Source organism: Paraburkholderia metrosideri (assembly GCF_904848625.1).
GTDB classification, from domain to species: domain Bacteria; phylum Pseudomonadota; class Gammaproteobacteria; order Burkholderiales; family Burkholderiaceae; genus Paraburkholderia; species Paraburkholderia metrosideri.
Window position 1 is genome coordinate 291,216 of record NZ_CAJHCP010000008.1, and the last position, 17,611, is coordinate 308,826.

General features: G+C 62.4%; 15 protein-coding genes. 13 read left to right on the top strand and 2 right to left on the bottom strand.

Annotated features, from left to right (window positions below):
• Nucleotides 1-145: 145 nt before the first annotated feature.
• On the top strand, nucleotides 146-2,167 hold the full coding sequence (tkt, locus tag LMG28727_RS19725; protein WP_201643982.1) for a transketolase: 2,022 nt from the start codon (nucleotides 146-148) through the stop codon (nucleotides 2,165-2,167).
• 108 nt (nucleotides 2,168-2,275) lie between these two features.
• Entirely contained in the window at nucleotides 2,276-3,286 is a 1,011-nt protein-coding gene (gene gap, locus LMG28727_RS19730; RefSeq protein WP_169485299.1) for a type I glyceraldehyde-3-phosphate dehydrogenase, read from the top strand.
• Between the two features lie 97 nt (nucleotides 3,287-3,383).
• Here the strand turns inward: gap and LMG28727_RS19735 are convergent, their stop codons facing one another.
• Complete coding sequence (locus LMG28727_RS19735) at nucleotides 3,384-4,076, bottom strand: FadR/GntR family transcriptional regulator (RefSeq protein WP_201643983.1); 693 nt, start codon at nucleotides 4,074-4,076, stop codon at nucleotides 3,384-3,386.
• 227 nt (nucleotides 4,077-4,303) lie between these two features.
• On the opposite strand from LMG28727_RS19735, the gene LMG28727_RS19740 reads away from it, so the two are divergent.
• The 3 genes from LMG28727_RS19740 to LMG28727_RS19750 all read left to right on the top strand — a co-directional run bounded on the left by LMG28727_RS19740 (nucleotide 4,304) and on the right by LMG28727_RS19750 (nucleotide 7,440).
• Complete coding sequence (locus LMG28727_RS19740) at nucleotides 4,304-5,632, top strand: C4-dicarboxylate transporter DctA (RefSeq protein WP_201643984.1); 1,329 nt, start codon at nucleotides 4,304-4,306, stop codon at nucleotides 5,630-5,632.
• Between the two features lie 264 nt (nucleotides 5,633-5,896).
• On the top strand, nucleotides 5,897-6,907 hold the full coding sequence (gene alc / locus LMG28727_RS19745) for an allantoicase (protein ID WP_201643985.1): 1,011 nt from the start codon (nucleotides 5,897-5,899) through the stop codon (nucleotides 6,905-6,907).
• A 14-nt stretch (nucleotides 6,908-6,921) separates the two neighbouring features.
• Nucleotides 6,922-7,440: an ureidoglycolate lyase gene (locus LMG28727_RS19750; RefSeq protein ID WP_201643986.1), complete on the top strand. Its 519-nt coding sequence runs from the start codon at nucleotides 6,922-6,924 to the stop codon at nucleotides 7,438-7,440.
• Between the two features lie 111 nt (nucleotides 7,441-7,551).
• Here the strand turns inward: LMG28727_RS19750 and fur are convergent, their stop codons facing one another.
• Nucleotides 7,552-7,980 (bottom strand): ferric iron uptake transcriptional regulator, encoded by a 429-nt coding sequence (fur, locus tag LMG28727_RS19755; RefSeq protein WP_169499872.1) that lies wholly within the window; start codon nucleotides 7,978-7,980, stop codon nucleotides 7,552-7,554.
• A 157-nt stretch (nucleotides 7,981-8,137) separates the two neighbouring features.
• On the opposite strand from fur, the gene LMG28727_RS19760 reads away from it, so the two are divergent.
• The 8 genes from LMG28727_RS19760 to LMG28727_RS19795 all read left to right on the top strand — a co-directional run bounded on the left by LMG28727_RS19760 (nucleotide 8,138) and on the right by LMG28727_RS19795 (nucleotide 17,591).
• Nucleotides 8,138-8,938, top strand: a complete 801-nt coding sequence (locus LMG28727_RS19760; RefSeq protein WP_201644134.1) for an outer membrane protein assembly factor BamE — start codon at nucleotides 8,138-8,140, stop codon at nucleotides 8,936-8,938.
• Between the two features lie 167 nt (nucleotides 8,939-9,105).
• Nucleotides 9,106-9,903 (top strand): 4-hydroxy-tetrahydrodipicolinate reductase, encoded by a 798-nt coding sequence (gene dapB, locus LMG28727_RS19765; RefSeq protein ID WP_201643987.1) that lies wholly within the window; start codon nucleotides 9,106-9,108, stop codon nucleotides 9,901-9,903.
• 88 nt (nucleotides 9,904-9,991) lie between these two features.
• A complete protein-coding gene (locus LMG28727_RS19770; protein WP_201643988.1) occupies nucleotides 9,992-10,708 on the top strand; it encodes a MotA/TolQ/ExbB proton channel family protein in 717 nt (238 codons plus the stop codon).
• 118 nt (nucleotides 10,709-10,826) lie between these two features.
• Entirely contained in the window at nucleotides 10,827-11,273 is a 447-nt protein-coding gene (locus tag LMG28727_RS19775; protein ID WP_201643989.1) for an ExbD/TolR family protein, read from the top strand.
• Between the two features lie 340 nt (nucleotides 11,274-11,613).
• Nucleotides 11,614-14,205 carry a leucine--tRNA ligase gene (gene leuS / locus LMG28727_RS19780; protein ID WP_201643990.1) on the top strand — a complete coding sequence of 864 codons (2,592 nt, stop codon included), beginning with the start codon at nucleotides 11,614-11,616 and terminating at the stop codon, nucleotides 14,203-14,205.
• 91 nt (nucleotides 14,206-14,296) lie between these two features.
• The gene (locus tag LMG28727_RS19785; RefSeq protein ID WP_201643991.1) at nucleotides 14,297-14,848 is read left to right on the top strand and encodes an LPS-assembly lipoprotein LptE; all 552 of its coding nucleotides are present in this window, start codon (nucleotides 14,297-14,299) and stop codon (nucleotides 14,846-14,848) included.
• Between the two features lie 55 nt (nucleotides 14,849-14,903).
• Entirely contained in the window at nucleotides 14,904-16,028 is a 1,125-nt protein-coding gene (gene holA / locus LMG28727_RS19790) for a DNA polymerase III subunit delta (protein WP_201643992.1), read from the top strand.
• Nucleotides 16,029-16,319: 291 nt separating this feature from the next.
• Entirely contained in the window at nucleotides 16,320-17,591 is a 1,272-nt protein-coding gene (locus LMG28727_RS19795; RefSeq protein WP_201643993.1) for a glutamate-5-semialdehyde dehydrogenase, read from the top strand.
• Nucleotides 17,592-17,611 lie beyond the last annotated feature (20 nt).

Genomic DNA, 17,611 nt, shown 5'->3' on the forward strand with positions numbered 1-17,611 from the left:
GCTAGAATGTCTCGCTTTCAGCCTTGTCCGTTTGCTCTGCCCGTTTCGCGTCTCCTGGCGCCGCATCGTGCGCCGAAGCGAACTGGCATTCGAGCTCCCGGTCCTCAAGCGCACACCGCTTTCTGACTCTGTCTCCGGACTCGACATGACGACCTCGTCTCCCGCACCCACTTCCTTGATGGCCAACGCAATCCGTGCGCTGTCCATGGATGCCGTTCAAAAAGCAAATTCCGGCCACCCCGGCATGCCGATGGGCATGGCCGAAATCGGCACGGCTTTGTGGTCGCGCCATCTGCGTCACAACCCGACGAACCCGCTGTGGCCCGATCGCGACCGTTTCGTTCTGTCGAACGGCCACGGCTCGATGCTGCTGTATTCGCTGCTGCACCTCACCGGCTACGATCTGCCGATGGAAGAGTTGAAGAACTTCCGTCAAATGCATTCGAAGACGCCGGGCCACCCGGAATACGGCATCACGCCGGGCGTCGAAACGACCACGGGCCCGCTGGGTCAAGGTCTGGCGAATGCGGTCGGCATGGCGCTCGCCGAGTCGCTGCTCGCGACCGAATTCAACAAGGCTGACTCAAAGATCGTCGACCACCACACGTACGTATTCGTCGGCGACGGCTGCCTGATGGAAGGCATCTCGCACGAAGCGTGCTCACTCGCCGGCGTGCTGAAGCTGAACAAGCTGATCGCGTTCTACGACGACAACGGCATCTCGATCGACGGCGAAGTGGTCCACTGGTTCCACGACGACACGCCGAAGCGCTTCGAAGCGTACGGCTGGAACGTGATCCCGAACGTGGTCGGCCACGACGTCGACGCGGTAGATGCCGCGATCAAGCAGGCCAAGCTGTCCGACAAGCCGACGCTGATCTGCTGCAAGACCGTGATCGGCGAAGGTGCGCCGACCAAGTCCGGCAGCCACGATTCGCACGGCTCGCCGCTCGGCGACAAGGAAATCGCGGCAACCCGCGAAGCGATCGGCTGGAAGTGGGAGCCGTTCGTGATCCCGCAGGAAGTCTACGCAGCGTGGGACGCGAAGGAAGCGGGCGCGAAGTTCGAATCCGAGTGGGACAAGGCATTCGCGGCATACGCGGCCAAGTACCCGCAGGAAGCGGCCGAGTTCAAGCGCCGTGACGCGAAGCAATTGCCGGCGGATTGGAAGGAAAAGGCGGCGGCGATCATCGCTGGGGCGAACGAGCGCGCGGAAACCATCGCCACGCGTAAGGCATCGCAACAGGCTATCGAAGGTCTGTCGACGGTTCTGCCGGAACTGCTTGGCGGCTCCGCCGACCTGACCGGCTCGAACCTGACTAACTGGAAAGCAGCAAAGCCGGTCCGTGTGAACGCGGAAGGCAAGGCAGCCGGCAACTACGTGAACTACGGCGTGCGCGAATTCGGTATGAGCGCCGCGATCAACGGTGTAGCGCTGCACGGCGGCTTCAAGGCATTCGGCGGCACCTTCCTGACGTTCTCCGACTACAGCCGCAACGCGCTGCGCGTCGCCGCGCTGATGAAAGCGCCGTCGATCTTCGTGTTCACGCACGACTCGATCGGCCTCGGCGAAGACGGCCCGACCCACCAGTCGATCGAACACGTCGCCAGCCTGCGCCTGATTCCGAATCTGCAAGTCTGGCGTCCGGCCGACACCGTCGAAACCGCGGTGGCCTGGACCCACGCGGTCGAACATCATGGCCCGTCGGTCCTGATCTTCAGCCGTCAGAACCTGAAGTTCTCGGAGCGCACCGACGCGCAGATCGCGAACATCGAGAAGGGCGGCTATGTGCTGCGCGACTGGAATGACGAAATTCCGGCCCGCAAGATCATCCTGATCGCGACCGGTTCGGAAGTCGAACTGGCGTTGAACGCGGTCGAGCCGCTGGCCCGCGCGGGCATCGGCGCCCGTGTCGTGTCGATGCCGTCGACCACCGTGTTCGACAAGCAGGACGCCGAGTACCGCGAACGCGTGTTGCCGCATGGCGTGCGCCGTGTCGCGATCGAAGCGGGCGTGACGGATTTCTGGCGCAAGTACGTGGGTCTGGAAGGCGGCGTGGTCGGGATCGACACGTTCGGCGAATCGGCCCCGGCTGGCGTGCTGTTCAAGCATTTCGGCTTCACCGTCGAAAACGTTGTAGAGACGGCCAAAGCCGCACTCGGCTGATTTCGGCCGAGCGTTGCCGTCTACGTTCACGCATCAGCATGAACGCGCGGCAACGCAGCCAGTCAGACGAAACCTGGACGAATTTTTTCAGCCATCAGGAGATAGACCATGACGATTCGCGTCGCAATCAACGGCTACGGCCGTATCGGCCGCAACACGCTGCGCGCCTTCTACGAAAACGGCAAAAAGCACGATATCGAAATCGTCGCCATCAACGATCTGGGCGACGCCAAGACCAACGCTCACCTGACCCAATACGACACCGCGCACGGCAAGTTCCCGGGCGAAGTGTCGGTGGACGGTGACTACCTGGTCGTGAACGGCGACAAGATTCGCGTGCTGGCAAACCGCAACCCGGCTGAACTGCCGTGGGGCGAGCTGAACGTCGACGTCGTGCTGGAATGCACGGGCTTTTTCACGACCAAGGAAAAGGCTAGCGCGCACATCAAGGGCGGCGCAAAGAAGGTGATCATTTCGGCGCCGGGCGGTAAGGACGTCGATGCAACGATCGTCTACGGCGTGAACCACCACGTTCTGAAGGCATCGGACACGGTCATCTCGAATGCATCGTGCACGACGAACTGCCTGGCACCGCTGGTCAAGCCGCTGAACGACAAGATCGGCCTCGTGAACGGTCTGATGACCACGATCCACGCGTACACGAACGACCAGGTTCTGACGGACGTGTATCACGAAGACCTGCGCCGCGCCCGTTCGGCCACGCACAGCCAGATCCCGACCAAGACCGGCGCAGCGTCGGCGGTTGGCCTCGTGCTGCCGGAACTGAACGGCAAGCTCGACGGCTACGCGATCCGCGTCCCGACGATCAACGTGTCGGTCGTCGACCTGTCGTTCATCGCTGCACGCGACACGACGGTCGAAGAAGTCAACGCGATCATGAAGGAAGCATCGGAAGGCGCGCTGAAGGGCATCCTCGGCTACAACGAAGCACCGCTGGTGTCGATCGACTTCAACCACAACCCGGCTTCGTCGACGTTCGACGCAACGCTGACCAAGGTGTCAGGCCGTCTGGTGAAGGTGTCGAGCTGGTACGACAACGAGTGGGGCTTCTCGAACCGCATGCTGGACACGGCTGTGGCGCTGGCTAACGCGAAGTAAGTTAGCGCGTTCGCTTTCTGTCCTGTCGATCCGGCCACGCGCCGTTCGTAGGACAGGGCAAAGAAGCAATGAAAAGCCGCTCCTCGGAGCGGCTTTTTTACGTCTGCGGCGTGGGGAAATAGACTCCGGCACGTTGCGCGGCGTTCGAAATATGCGTTTCGATCGCCTTGCCTGCTGCGGCGGAATCTCGTGCCTTGAGTGCGTCCAGAATCACTCGATGCTCGGTGTACGTGGACAGCACCAGTTCGCGCCGATAGAACGGCATCCGCTGGCTTTCCTTCATGATGTCCGCGCTACTGCTGAGAATCGATTCGATCGCCGCGTTGCCGGCAATGTTCACGATCCGCATGTGGAAGTCGTAGTCGAGGCGGGCGGCTTCGTCGAGTTCATCGCAGGCGAGCGCGGTCTGCATTGCCGTGATGTTTTCTTCGAACCAGGCCAGGTCGGAATCGCTGACCGCCAGCGCCGCCATTCGCGCGATAAAGCCTTCCAGTGCGAAGCGCATCTGATAGGTATCGGGCAGCGACGACTGCTCAGCAAAGCGCCACGATTGCGCGCCGGTTGCCTGGGCGCTTTCCACATACACGCCCTTGCCGGGGCGAATCATCAGCAGACCGAGCGCCTCCAGCGTGGAGAGCGCCTCGCGCAACGAAGCACGGCTGATCGACAGTTCTTCGGAGAGTTGGCGCTGGGCCGGCAGCAGGCTGCCTACCGGATAGACGCCCGCTTCAATCCGTTCGCGGATGGTCGCGATGGCGGCATCGGTAACGGTATGCGGGGCGTTTTTCATCGTGGCTCACTGGGTGACGCGGTCTGACCAGCATTCTAATACGCAGTCTAGGCGCTCGTCCCGTTGGAAGATGGCGTCCCACATTCCGACCCGAAATAGCTGGAAAAACGACGGGTAAACACTGTTTTATAAATCCTTGACGCCAGTATATCGGCTTCCTACTATTGGCCATAACAGTGCTGGTCCGACCAGTCTGAACAGATGTAAATCTCAACCAGGAGGAAGCCGTGTTGAAATTTTTCAATTCGCTGTTTGGCCGGGTCGTCATAGCGCTGGTCGCGGGCATCGTGATCGGCGCGGTGTATCCGCATTTCGCGCAATCGCTGCGTCCACTCGGCGACGGCTTTCTCAAGCTGATCAAGATGGTGATCGGACCGATCGTGTTTTGCGTGGTGGTCAGCGGCATGGCGCACGCCGGCGATCTGCGTAAGGTTGGGCGAGTCGGCCTGAAGGCCGTGGTCTACTTCGAGGTAATGACGACGATCGCGCTGGTGATCGGCGCCGTGCTCGCCTACGCAACGCGGCCTGGCGTCGGCATGAACATCAATCTGCATTCGCTCGATCCGGCCTCGCTCGCAACCTACACCGAGAACGCGAAGAGCCTCAAAGACACCGCGGGATTCCTGCTGAAGATCATCCCGGACACGGCGATCAACGCGTTTGCAACCGGCGACATTCTGCAAATTCTCGTGTTCTCCGTGCTGTTCGGCTCGGCGCTGTCGCTGCTGGGCAATAAGGCGCAGCGCGTGAGCGGCCTGATCGACGAACTGTCGCAAGTATTTTTCCGTGTGATGGGTTTCATCATCAAGCTCGCGCCGCTCGGCGTGCTCGGCGCGATCGCGTTCACCACCGGCACTTATGGCGTCGAGTCGCTCAAGCAGCTCGGCATGCTGGTGCTGGTGTTTTACGCGAGCTGCCTGGTGTTCGTCGTGGTCGTGCTGGGTATCGTCATGCGGCTCGCGGGCTTCAGCATCTTCAAACTGATTCGCTACCTGCGCGAGGAACTGTCGATCGTGCTCGGCACGGCTTCGTCCGACGCCGTTCTGCCGCAGATCATGCGCAAACTCGAATGGATGGGCGTGAAGGACTCGACCGTCGGGCTGGTGATTCCGACCGGTTACTCGTTCAATCTCGACGGCTTCTCCATCTATCTCACGCTGGCGGTGATCTTTATCGCGCAAGCCACCAACACGCCGTTGTCGCTGCATGACCTGATCGTGGTGGTGCTGGTGTCGCTGGTGACGTCGAAGGGCGCGCACGGTATTCCGGGCTCGGCGATCGTGATTCTGGCGGCCACGTTGTCCGCGATTCCGGCGATTCCTGTGCTCGGTCTCGTGCTGATTCTTCCTGTCGACTGGTTCGTCGGCATTGCTCGTGCGTTGACCAACCTGATTGGTAACTGTGTAGCAACGGTGGTCGTGGCCGTGTGGGAAAACGATATCGACAGGGCGCGCGCGCATCGCGTGCTGAACCGTGATGCGGCTTTGCGTTATGTGGCAGCCGGTGAGGACGCAAGCGTCGAACCGCTGGCTGGCGAGCGTATGCCGGCGGTCTAACGTTGGTTCGCGAGGCAGAAGTGTTTCGCTATTGGCGGTGCGGTTGGGGCAACTTGGGCGTAGCTACGCGCAGAACTTGCGATTCGCCGCTGCCGCTGCCGCTCCTGCCGCGAAGAACACAGCTTCCACACCACCGCAGTCTGCAACCCAACCCTCAGCATCCCCATCCCGAATTCCGCGCGCCCATGCAGCGCGCGTTCCGCACCGGCGGACAGCATCACACCCGCCGGTTGTCCTTTCTCTTTTCGCTGCCTGACTGAGACTATGGCTAATCCGATCCTCGACCCTAACGCTCCTGCTTTCACCCGTCGCTACATGAATCTCGCCGACCCGCGACTGGGCGCGAAGGCCTTGTATGCGAGCGACGAATTCTTCGCGCCGAAAGAGCGCATGCTCGAACCCCAGCCGGCGGTATTCATCCCCGGCAAATACGACGATCACGGCAAGTGGATGGACGGCTGGGAAACCCGTCGCAAGCGCACCACCGGTCATGACTATTGCGTGATCCGTCTCGCGCGACCGGGCGTCGTGCACGGCGTGGATCTGGACACGAGCCACTTCACGGGCAACTTCCCGCCGGCTGCGTCAATCGACGCCTGTTACGCGGACACCGATACGCCGCCCGATAACGCCGACTGGCAGACGCTCGTGCCGGCGACCACGTTGCAGGGCAACCAGCACCATTACGTCGACGTGAACAACTCGCGCGCCTTCACACACCTGCGAGTGAATCTGTATCCGGACGGCGGCCTCGCGCGACTGCGGGTCTACGGCCAGCCGAAGCGCGACTGGGAGCGTGTCGAGCGCGGCACGCTGCTCGATCTCGCCGCCATCGAAAACGGTGCCTACCTGGTGGCCGCGAACAACCAGCATTTCGGTCCCGCTTCGCAGATGCTGATGCCGGAGCGCGGCGTCAACATGGGCGACGGTTGGGAAACCCGGCGGCGTCGCGAACCGGGCAATGACTGGGCGATCGTCGCGCTGGCGCGGCCTGGCCTGATCCGCAAGATCGAAGTGGATACCGCGCACTTCAAGGGCAATTTTCCCGACCGCTGTTCGCTACAGGCCGCCTCGGTCACAGGCGGTACGGATGACTCGCTCGTCACCCAGGCGATGTTCTGGCCGCTGTTGCTCGACGAACAGAAACTGCAGATGGACCACGTGCACACGTTCACGGACGGCCTTGCATCACTGGGTCCGGTGACGCATGTTCGTTTCAATATCTTTCCTGACGGCGGCGTGTCGCGGCTGCGTCTGTGGGGCGAAGTCGCTTAACGGAGGATCGGCCGATGAAGACATTGCAGGTGGAACGCCTGACACGCGCAGCTTTCGCGCCGTTCGGCGAGGTTATCGAACTGGATGGCGCGCGTCATTTCGCGATCAACGGCGGCACGACCGAGCGCTACCACGATCTCGCGCGGGTCGACGTGACGGAGCAGGGCGGCCGTCCGCTGATCAACCTGTTCCGCGCGCAGCCGCGGGCGTTGCCAGTCGATATCACGATGCTGGAAAGGCATCCGCTGGGCAGTCAGGCTTTCATTCCCTTACGCGATGAACATTACCTGGTGGTGGTCGCGCCCGCGGGCGAATTCGACCCGGCGCAGATGCGGGCTTTCTGGACCGACTCGTGGCAGGGGGTGAGCTATGCGAGAGGCGTGTGGCATCACCCGTTGCTGGCGCTTGATCGAGTGTGCGATTTCATCGTGGTGGACCGTGGCGGAGAGCAGCCCAATTGCGACGAAATCTCATTAACCGAGCCTTGGCGGTTGCAGTTTGAGATCACCGCCGAACTGGTTGCCCCGGCGTAAACCGGGCATCTGTGCGGCACGCGCCGACCATGAAAAAGACCCGGCTGATTCGCATCGGCCGGGTCTTTTTTTGCATGCCGGACCGCGTTCCCCGCCGCGGTCAGACCCGCATCAGTGCTTGCGATGCGGGCAATTCTCCTTCGTGCAGGCGCCATACAGCGCCAGTGCGTGTTCCTGCAGCTTGAAGCCGCGTTCCTTCGCAATGGACTGCTGGCGGCTCTCGATTTCGGGGTCGAAAAACTCTTCGACGAGCCCGCAATCGAGGCATACGAGGTGGTCGTGGTGCGACCCTTCGTTCAATTCGAACACCGCTTTACCCGACTCGAAATTGCTGCGCGAGAGCAGGCCTGCCTGCTCGAACTGCGTCAGCACGCGATAGACGGTTGCCAGGCCGATATCGAGTTCTTCGTGCAGGAGGTTGCGGTATACGTCTTCGGCGGTCAGGTGACGCACCGGGCTATGCTGAAAAATCTCAAGGATTTTGAGGCGCGGAAGGGTCGCCTTGAGCCCGATATTCTTGAGATCGGTTGGATTGGTCATGGCAAGGGATCCCTAGAGTACAATGCTGGGCTCTCATAGTAATGTGTTTTTGCTGTTCTGGTCATCTTCGATGAATGAAACTCGCGCGGCTCGGCTTCGGGCCCGCACGGTGAGTGAAATGATTTCAAAATCTCAATTGATCTACCGGGGGAGCCGCATGCGGGGTACCTTGATCGCTGTTGCGACTGTCGCGGTTCTTGCCGGATGTTCCACTTACGACAGCCTGACACAGCGCGTTGCCCAAAGCATCACGCCGTACCGTATTACAGTGGTGCAAGGCAATTTCGTCTCGGCAGAAGCTGCTGCCCAGATGAAAATCGGCCTGACTCGTGCGCAAGTGCGTCAGTTGCTTGGTACGCCGCTGTTGACCGACATGTTCCACGCAGACCGCTGGGATTACGTGTTCTATTTCAAGCGCGGCTCGACTTCCATCGTGCAACAGCGCGACTTCGTCGTGTTCTTCTCGGGTGACCTCGTCACCAGCTGGCAAGGTGGCGAAGATCTGCCGTCGAACCTCGAACTGCTCGCTGAAATCGACGGCGACCGTCGTGGCGGCAGAAGGGCGGCTGCGCCGAGCGCAGCCAGTGCGGCAAGCGCGCCGGCGGCTACGGCAGCAGTGCCGGCCTCCGCTGGTACAGCAGCGGCTGTTCCGTCCACGGACGCAAACGCGGAAGCCGCGCAGGCCGCCAATCGCGCGACCGACGCGGTGCAAACAACGCCGGGCAATCCGCGCTCGGCCGTGCCTAGCGCGCCGACCGCGAATGGCGGCGGCATCCCGTCACAAGGCCCCACTGCCGCGGGTCAGCCGCAGTTCCAGTTCCACCGTCCGCCGCCGCCGCAGCCGAACACGGACAGCAATCCGGTGGGACCGACCGGTCCGCAAAGCAGCAATGGCGGCCCGACGCTCAACGCGCCGCTTACGTCGTCCCCGTCTACTTCGTCGGGAACGGGCGGCTAATCACGCTGTCCCTGTCTTAAGGCGGGCAACGCCGACGGGCGCCAGGCCCGCCGGCTTTTCCGCTTTCTCTTGATGTGCGCGGCGCGCAGGTGTGCTGTCTGCCGTCGCCGCATTAGCCCGCATTTGCCGGGTTGTACTTTCTTCGCATTTTTTGCACCCTCATCGCCATGAAAATTGCCATTGCTGGCGCATCGGGCCGTATGGGCCGCATGCTCATCGAAACCGTCCTCAACGATCCCGCCGCCACGCTGTCCGGCGCGCTTGTCCGTAGCGGCTCCGCGCTTCTCGGTCAGGACGCGGGCGCGTTTCTCGGCAAACCGACGGGCGTTCTGCTGACCGACGACATCGAGCGCGTGTTCGCCGAATCCGACTATCTGATCGACTTCACGCGCCCTGATGGCACGCTTCAGCATCTCGAAGCGGCCCAGCGCCACAACGTGAAAATGGTGATCGGCACGACCGGCTTCGACAATGCGCAGAAAGCGCAATTGCGTGCGGCGGGCGACCACATTGGTGTCGTGTTCGCGTCGAACATGAGCGTGGGCGTGAACGTCACGCTGAAGCTGCTCGAATTCGCGGCGAAGCATTTCGCGACCGGCTACGACATCGAAATCATCGAAGCTCATCACCGTCATAAGGTCGACGCGCCGTCGGGCACTGCGTTGACCATGGGCGAAGTGATCGCCGGTGCGCTCGGCCGCGATCTCGACGACTGCGCGGTCTATGGCCGTGAAGGCGTGACCGGTGAGCGCGATCCGTCCACGATCGGGTTCTCGGCCATTCGCGGCGGCGACATTGTCGGCGATCATACGGTGCTGTTCGCGGGTATCGGCGAGCGCATCGAGATCACGCATAAATCGTCGAGCCGTCTGTCGTATGCGCAAGGCTCGCTGCGTGCTGTACATTTCCTTGAGAATCACAAGACCGGTTTCTTCGACATGCAGGACGTGCTCGGTCTGCGTTAAGCGGATCTTACGCAAGGGTTTTTCAAACAGGACGGGGGCATCGCGGCTCCTGTCCCGCTCCTGAAACCACATTCTCCGGCGAGGTCAGATGGCAGGCAGCAGCGGCATCATCCATTACCTGCAATCCAGCGATGCAATTACGCACGGTGTCGCGTATGTACTGCTGGCCATGTCGATCGCGAGCTGGTGCTTTCTGATCGTCAAAAGCTGGATTCTTACTCGCGCCAAACGTCAGGCTAGCCGCGCCATTGCGCGATTCTGGCAGGCTTCCACGTTGTCCGAAGGGGTCTCTGCGTTAAAGCAGGTAGATCGCGAGCGGGTGTTTGCGCCGCTCGCCGAAGCCGCGCTTCACGCGGCTGAAGTCGATATTCCCGGTGTGCTGCTGGCGCGCGTCGAGCGTAGCGAACGTGTGCTGCGGGCGTTGCGTCAGGCGCTCAACGCGTCGCAGCGGCGGCTCGAATTCGGGCAGGTGCTGCTGGCGTCGGTGGGGAGTACGGCGCCGTTTGTGGGCTTGCTCGGGACGGTGTGGGGTATTTATCACGCGCTTGGTAGCATCGCCGCGAGTGGTCAGGCGCAAATCGAGAACGTCGCCGGTCCGGTGGGCGAGGCCCTCATCATGACCGCCTTCGGCCTCGTGGTCGCGATTCCGGCGGTGCTTGCTTACAACGTGCTGGGGCGCCTCGTGCGGCAGTTGTCGGAGGAACTCGACGGCTTCGCGCACGATCTGCATGCTTACGTTTGTGCGCCGATAGAGCCGGCTCAGCCGCCGGTGCGCGTGCAGCAGGCGTCGACGCATCAGGCCTGACTGGCTAGTTGGATTGCCTGCAAGCGGTACAGCGGGCAAGCCTCATGCGTCATATCCAGCGGGATATGACTCGCCAAGGCCCATCAAGAGATAGCCCACTCTCGCAGAAGGAGGCGACATGGCATTCGGCGGACTCGAGAAAAAGCAGGCGGCCGCGCCCATGGCCGAGATCAACATGACGCCGCTCATCGACGTGATGCTGGTGCTGCTGGTGATTTTTATCATTACCGCGCCTTTGTTCTCGCACGCAATCCGGCTCGATCTGCCCAAGGTCGCGTCGGCGCCCGCGCGTCAGACGCCGCAAACCATTTCTCTTTCCATCGACGCCGCCGGCAAACTTTACTGGAACGGCAGCGTCATCACATCGGACCAGCTGCGCACGCGTTTCGCGGAGGCCGGCAAGCAGGCCGAGCAGCCTGAGATTCAATTGCGCGCGGAGCGCTCCACGCGTTACGAAGTCATCGCCCAGGTGATGGGCGCGGCCCAGCAGGCCGGGCTCGAGCGGATCGGCTTTGTCACGGACCCGCCGCCGCCGCAGGCTGGAGCGCCCGGCACCGCGCACTGAGTGCGTCGCCGACAATGCGCGTGGAGCGTTTGCCGATGAGCGCCGCTCGTTCGAACTGACCATGTCGAATCGTGCCGGCCTTCCGTGACGGACGGCCGAATACGGCCCGGCGTTACTCTGCTGCGGTTGCGTCGCGCACCAACCCCATCTGCACCGAATCCACCCGAACCGCCGCAGCAGCACAAACCACGCGAAGCCCGCCTGCCACACCGCGCGGCGTACCCGTCCGCGGACGGTATAATCAGCCCTTTCCCCGTTGACGGGGAATCGAAGCCATTTCATCCAGCAGAGCACCAAAGCGGCCGGTGCGAAAGCACCGACCCAGCGATCCCATCACACCATGCACGAAAAATACGTTCCCTCCGACGTCGAATCCGCCGCGCAAGGGCAATGGCGCGCGATTGACGCGTACAAGTCGACGGAATCCAGCGACAAACCCAAGTTCTATTGCGTCTCGATGCTGCCGTACCCTTCGGGCAAGCTGCACATGGGCCACGTGCGCAACTACACGATCAACGACGTGATGTACCGCTATCTGCGGATGAACGGCTACAACGTGCTGATGCCGATGGGCTGGGACGCGTTCGGCATGCCGGCGGAAAACGCGGCAATGGCCAACAACGTGCCGCCCGCAAAGTGGACCTACGACAACATCGCTTACATGAAGAAGCAGATGCAGTCGATGGGCCTCGCGATCGACTGGTCGCGCGAAGTCGCCACCTGCAGCCCCGACTACTACAAGTGGAATCAGTGGCTGTTCCTGAAGATGCTCGAAAAGGGCATCGCGTACAAGAAAACCGGCACCGTCAACTGGGACCCGGTCGACCAGACCGTGCTCGCCAACGAGCAGGTGATCGACGGGCGCGGCTGGCGCTCGGGCGCGCTGGTCGAAAAGCGCGAAATCCCGATGTACTACATGCGCATCACGCAGTACGCGGACGAACTGCTGAACGACCTCGACGGCCTCGGCTGGCCCGAACGCGTCAAGATCATGCAGCAGAACTGGATCGGCAAGAGCTTCGGCGTGAACTTCGGTTTCCCGTATGAAATCGACGGCGAAGAGAAGCTGCTGCGCGTGTTCACCACGCGCGCCGACACGATCATGGGCGTGACCTTCTGCGCCATCGCCGCCGAGCATCCGCTCGCCACGCGTCTCGCGCAAGGCAAACCGGAACTGCAGGCGTTCATCGAAGAATGCAAGCGCGGCGGAGTGGCTGAAGCCGACGTCGCGACGATGGAAAAGAAGGGCATGGGCACCGGCTTTTACGTCACGCATCCGCTGACGCAGGAACAGGTCGAAGTGTGGATCGGCAACTACGTGCTGATGAGCTACGGCGAAGGCGCGGTGATGGGCGTGCCGGCGCACGACGAACGCGACTTCGCGTTCGTGAAGAAATACAACCTGCCGATCAAGCAGGTGGTGGCGGTTGAAGGCAAGGAATTTTCGACCGAAGCCTGGCAGGAATGGTACGGCGAGAAGACCGGTACGCTGATCAACAGTGGCAAGTACGACGGCCTCGCGTACGAAGCGGCGGTCGACCAGATCGCAGCGGACCTGAAGGAACTCGGTCTCGGCGACAAGCAGATCACGTGGCGTCTGCGTGACTGGGGCGTGTCGCGTCAGCGTTACTGGGGCACGCCGATTCCGATCATCCACTGCCCGGTTTGCGGCGACGTGCCGGTGCCGGAAAAAGATCTGCCGGTGGTGCTGCCGGAAGACCTCGTGCCGGACGGCACGGGCAATCCGCTCGCGAAGTCCGAAGCGTTCGTGAACTGCGCGTGCCCGACTTGCGGCGGCGCGGCCAAACGCGAAACCGACACGATGGACACCTTCGTCGATTCGTCCTGGTACTTCTACCGCTATGCGGCGCCGGACGCGAAGACCATGGTCGACGAGCGCACCGATTACTGGGCGCCGATGGACCAGTACATCGGCGGGATCGAGCACGCGATTCTTCACCTGTTGTACTCGCGCTTCTGGGCGAAGGTGATGCGCGACCTCGGCCTGATCAAGTTCGGCGAACCGGCCAAGAACCTGCTCACGCAGGGCATGGTGCTCAACGAAACGTATTACCGCGAAAGCGATGCGGGCAAGAAGACCTGGTACAACCCGGCTGACGTCACCGTGTCGTTCGACGACAAGGGCCGTCCGGTTGGCGCAGTCCTGAACTCGGATGGCCAGCCGGTGGTGCTCGGCGGCGTCGAGAAGATGTCGAAGTCGAAAAACAATGGCGTCGATCCGCAATTGCTGATCGACCAGCACGGCGCGGACACCGCACGTCTGTTCGTGATGTTCGCCGCACCGCCCGAGCAGCAACTCGAGTGGTCGGGTTCGGGCGTAGATGGCGCGAGCCGCTTCCTGCGTCGCGTGTGGAGCTTCGGTCAGAGCAACGAGGCAGCGTTGCGCGCGGGCGGCAAGTTCGACGCCGCGCAACTCGGCGAAGTCGACAAGGTGCTGCGCCGCGAGATCTACAACGTGCTGAAGCAGGCCGACTTCGACTATCAACGCTTGCAGTACAACACGGTGGTGTCGGCGGCGATGAAGATGCTCAACGCGCTCGACAGCGCGAAGGGCGCGAACCCCGGCGTGCTGCGCGAAACCTACAGTGTGATGCTGCGCGTGCTGTATCCGGTGGTGCCGCACCTGACGTTCCAGCTGTGGCAGGAACTCGGTTATGCCGACGAATTCGGCTCGCTGCTCGACGCAGCGTGGCCGAAGGTCGACGAAAAGGCGCTTGAGCAAGCCGAGATCGAACTCGTGCTGCAGGTGAACGGCAAGGTGCGCGGCGCGATCACGGTGGCGAAAGATGCCACCCGTGAAGCAATCGAACAGCTCGCGGCCGCTCACGAAATGGTCGCGAAGTTCAGCGAAGGCCGTGCCCCGAAGAAGATCATCGTGGTGCCGGGCCGTCTCGTGAACGTGGTCGTTTGACGGTCCACAAAAACATGTCGGCAGACAGGACGCCGCCGTGCGCGGCGGCGCCTGTCCACGCCGCGCAACTTACTGCGAACCGGGAGCCAATGTGACTCGCAGATCGTTTTTGACGCTGGCTTGCAGCGTGCTGATGTTGTCCGCTTGCGGCTTCCAGTTGCGTGGCCAGCAGGACTACGCCTTCAAACGCCTGTATGTGACGGGCGGTTCGCCGGCCGCTGTCGCGCGGCTGACGCGCATGGTGCAAGGTGGCAGCGACACGGTCGTGGTCAATTCGCCCGCGAATGCCGATGCGACATTGCAGCTGACCCAAGGGCGCGGCGTCAGCACGCTGACGTTGAGTTCACTGGGCGTCGTCCAGGAATATCAACTGAATCTGAGCATGACCTACACGTTGACCGGAAAGGACGGCACCGTGCTGATCCCGTCGAGCGTGATCGCGTTGAACCGCGCAATGACTTACAGCGACCAGTTCTCGCAGGCAAAGGCCGCCGAGTCCGACATCCTGTTCGCCGATATGGAAAACGATGCGATCGACCAGTTGATACGACGCCTGGGTGTGGTGCGCTCGTTGAATCCTGCGCCGGGTCAGGGCGTCCCTGCAGTCGCGCCGCGCGCACCGTTGCCGCCGCCGCCGCTGTGAGCGTCGTTCTCGTGTCCGAATTGCTGCATCTGTTCAACCTTGCCGATCGGTAGCCATGCAACTGCGACTTGACGCGCTCGAAGCGCATCTCGCGAAGGGTCTCGCCGGACTGTACGTCGTGTACGGCGACGAGCACCTGCTCGCGCAGGAAGCGTGCGATCGCATTCGCGCCACCGCGCGCGCGGCCGGTTTCACCGACCGCTCGGTGTTCACCGTCGAGCGTGGATTCGACTGGAGTTCGCTGCTGGGCGCGAGCCAGTCGATGTCGCTGTTCGGCGACCGTCAACTGGTCGAGTTGCGTATTCCGTCCGGCAAGCCAGGCAAGGAAGGTGCGGACGCGCTGAAGGCGCTCGCCGCCGCCGTCAACGACGACGTGCTGACCATGATCACGCTGCCCCGGCTCGACGCAGCCACGCAAAAGTCCGCGTGGTTCATGGCAATCGCCGATGCGGGCATCGCGTTGAAGATCGATCCCGTCGATCGCGCGCAGTTGCCGAACTGGGTGGGTCAGCGGCTCGCCGCGCAAGGTCAGCGGGTGGCCGCCGGCGAAGAAGGGCGGCGCGCGCTCGCGTTTATCGCTGAGCGGGTGGAAGGCAATCTGCTTGCTGCGCATCAGGAAATTCAGAAGCTCGGGCTGCTGTATCCGGCAGGTTCGTTAAGTTTCGAGCAGGTTCAGGACGCCGTACTCAACGTCGCGCGTTACGACGTGTTCAAGCTGAACGAAGCCATGCTGGCGGGCGATGTGGGCCGTTTGTCGCGCATGCTCGATGGGCTGCGTGGTGAAGGTGAGGCGTCGGTGCTGGTGCTGTGGGCCGTGGTCGAAGAAGTGCGCACGCTGCTACGGATCAAGCGCGGCGTGTCTGCCGGCAAGCCGCTTGCGATGCTGGTCCGCGAAAACCGTGTGTGGGGCCCGCGTGAGCGGTTGATCGGGCCCGCGTTGTCGCGTGTGACTGAAGGTGCGCTGGAAAAGGCGCTTGCTCTGGCAGCGCGGCTGGATCGACAGGTGAAGGGGTTGTCGGGCGGCACGCCTGGCAATCATCGTCATGATCCGCCGCCTGATCCGTGGGATGGTCTGTTCGAACTGGCGATGTCGGTGGCTGCGCCGAAGACCTCGCCTGTGCCGCCACCGCCGCCGCGACCTCGTGCCGCAACAGGTGTGCCGCCGCGAAGGCCAGTCTGAATCGCAGTGACGAAGCGGGTTCCGTCAGGCTTCGTGAACGGTTCGGAGGAGGCTGCGGCGTTAATTGTTGTGCGCGGGGTTATGCGCGGGGTTGCGCGCCGGGTGGTACGTCGAGGCATGTCTCGTTCAATCCACTGATGTCACGCACCTTGACGCCCGCAACGCCGACTCTCGCAGAACCGCACGCCGCCGTCCCAGCAAAGCCCCTGCGCCCGACTTACAATTGTTTGATGTTTCGCTAATTCCGCTTATCCGCTGCACCTCGACGTGCACGGCATCATGAGAATGACCATGGATATCAACCAGTACATGACCGACCTCGGTCGTCGCGCCCGCCAGGCTTCGCGAGCCATGGCCCGCGCGTCGACGGCCTCGAAGAACGCCGCGCTCGAAGCCGTCGCCCAGGCTATCGAACGCGACGCCGCGTTGCTCAAGGAAGCGAATGCGCGCGACGTCGCGCGGGCTCGCGAAAAGGGCCACGATGCGGCTTTCATCGACCGTCTGATTCTGTCTGACAAGGCGCTGAAAACGATGCTCGAAGGCTTGCGCCAGGTCGCGGGGCTGGCTGATCCGATCGGCGAAATCAGCAATCTGAAGTACCGTCCGAGCGGCATTCAGGTGGGGCAGATGCGTGTACCGCTGGGTGTGATCGGCATCATCTACGAATCGCGTCCGAACGTGACGATCGACGCCGCGGCGCTGTGCCTGAAGTCCGGCAACGCGACGATTCTGCGCGGCGGTTCCGAAGCGCTCGAATGCAACACGGCGTTGGCGAAGCTGATCGGCGAAGGGCTGGCGGCAGCCGGTTTGCCGCAAGACGCGGTGCAAGTGGTCGCTACGTCGGACCGCGCCGCGGTCGGCAAGCTGATTACGATGACCGAATTCGTCGACGTGATCGTGCCGCGTGGCGGCAAGGGTTTGATCGAGCGTCTGATCAACGAGGCCCGCGTGCCGATGATCAAGCACCTCGACGGCATCTGCCATGTGTACGTGGACGACCGGGCCGACCTGACCAAGGCGCTGAACGTGTGCGATAACGCCAAAACGCACCGCTACGGCACCTGCAACACGATGGAAACGCTGCTGGTCGCACGCGGTATTGCGGCGGAAGTCCTGCCGCCGCTGGGCAAGCTGTATCGCGGCAAGGAAGTCGAGTTGCGGGTCGATCCGGCGGCGCGCGCGATTCTCGCAGACGCAGGCGTCACGCCGCTCGTCGACGCCACCGAAGAAGACTGGCGTACCGAATACCTCGCGCCGGTGCTGGCGATCAAGGTGGTCGACAACCTCGACGCCGCAATCGAGCACATCAACGAATACAGCTCGCATCACACCGACGCTATCGTCACCGAAGATCACGACCGCGCAATGCGTTTCCTGCGCGAAGTGGATTCGGCGAGCGTGATGGTCAACGCGTCGACACGTTTCGCCGATGGCTTCGAATTCGGTCTCGGCGCGGAAATCGGCATCTCGAACGACAAGCTGCACGCACGCGGTCCGGTCGGCCTGGAAGGGCTGACTTCGCTGAAATACGTGGTGCTGGGTCACGGCGAAGGCCGTCAATAAGGCCGCCGCAATCTGGCATG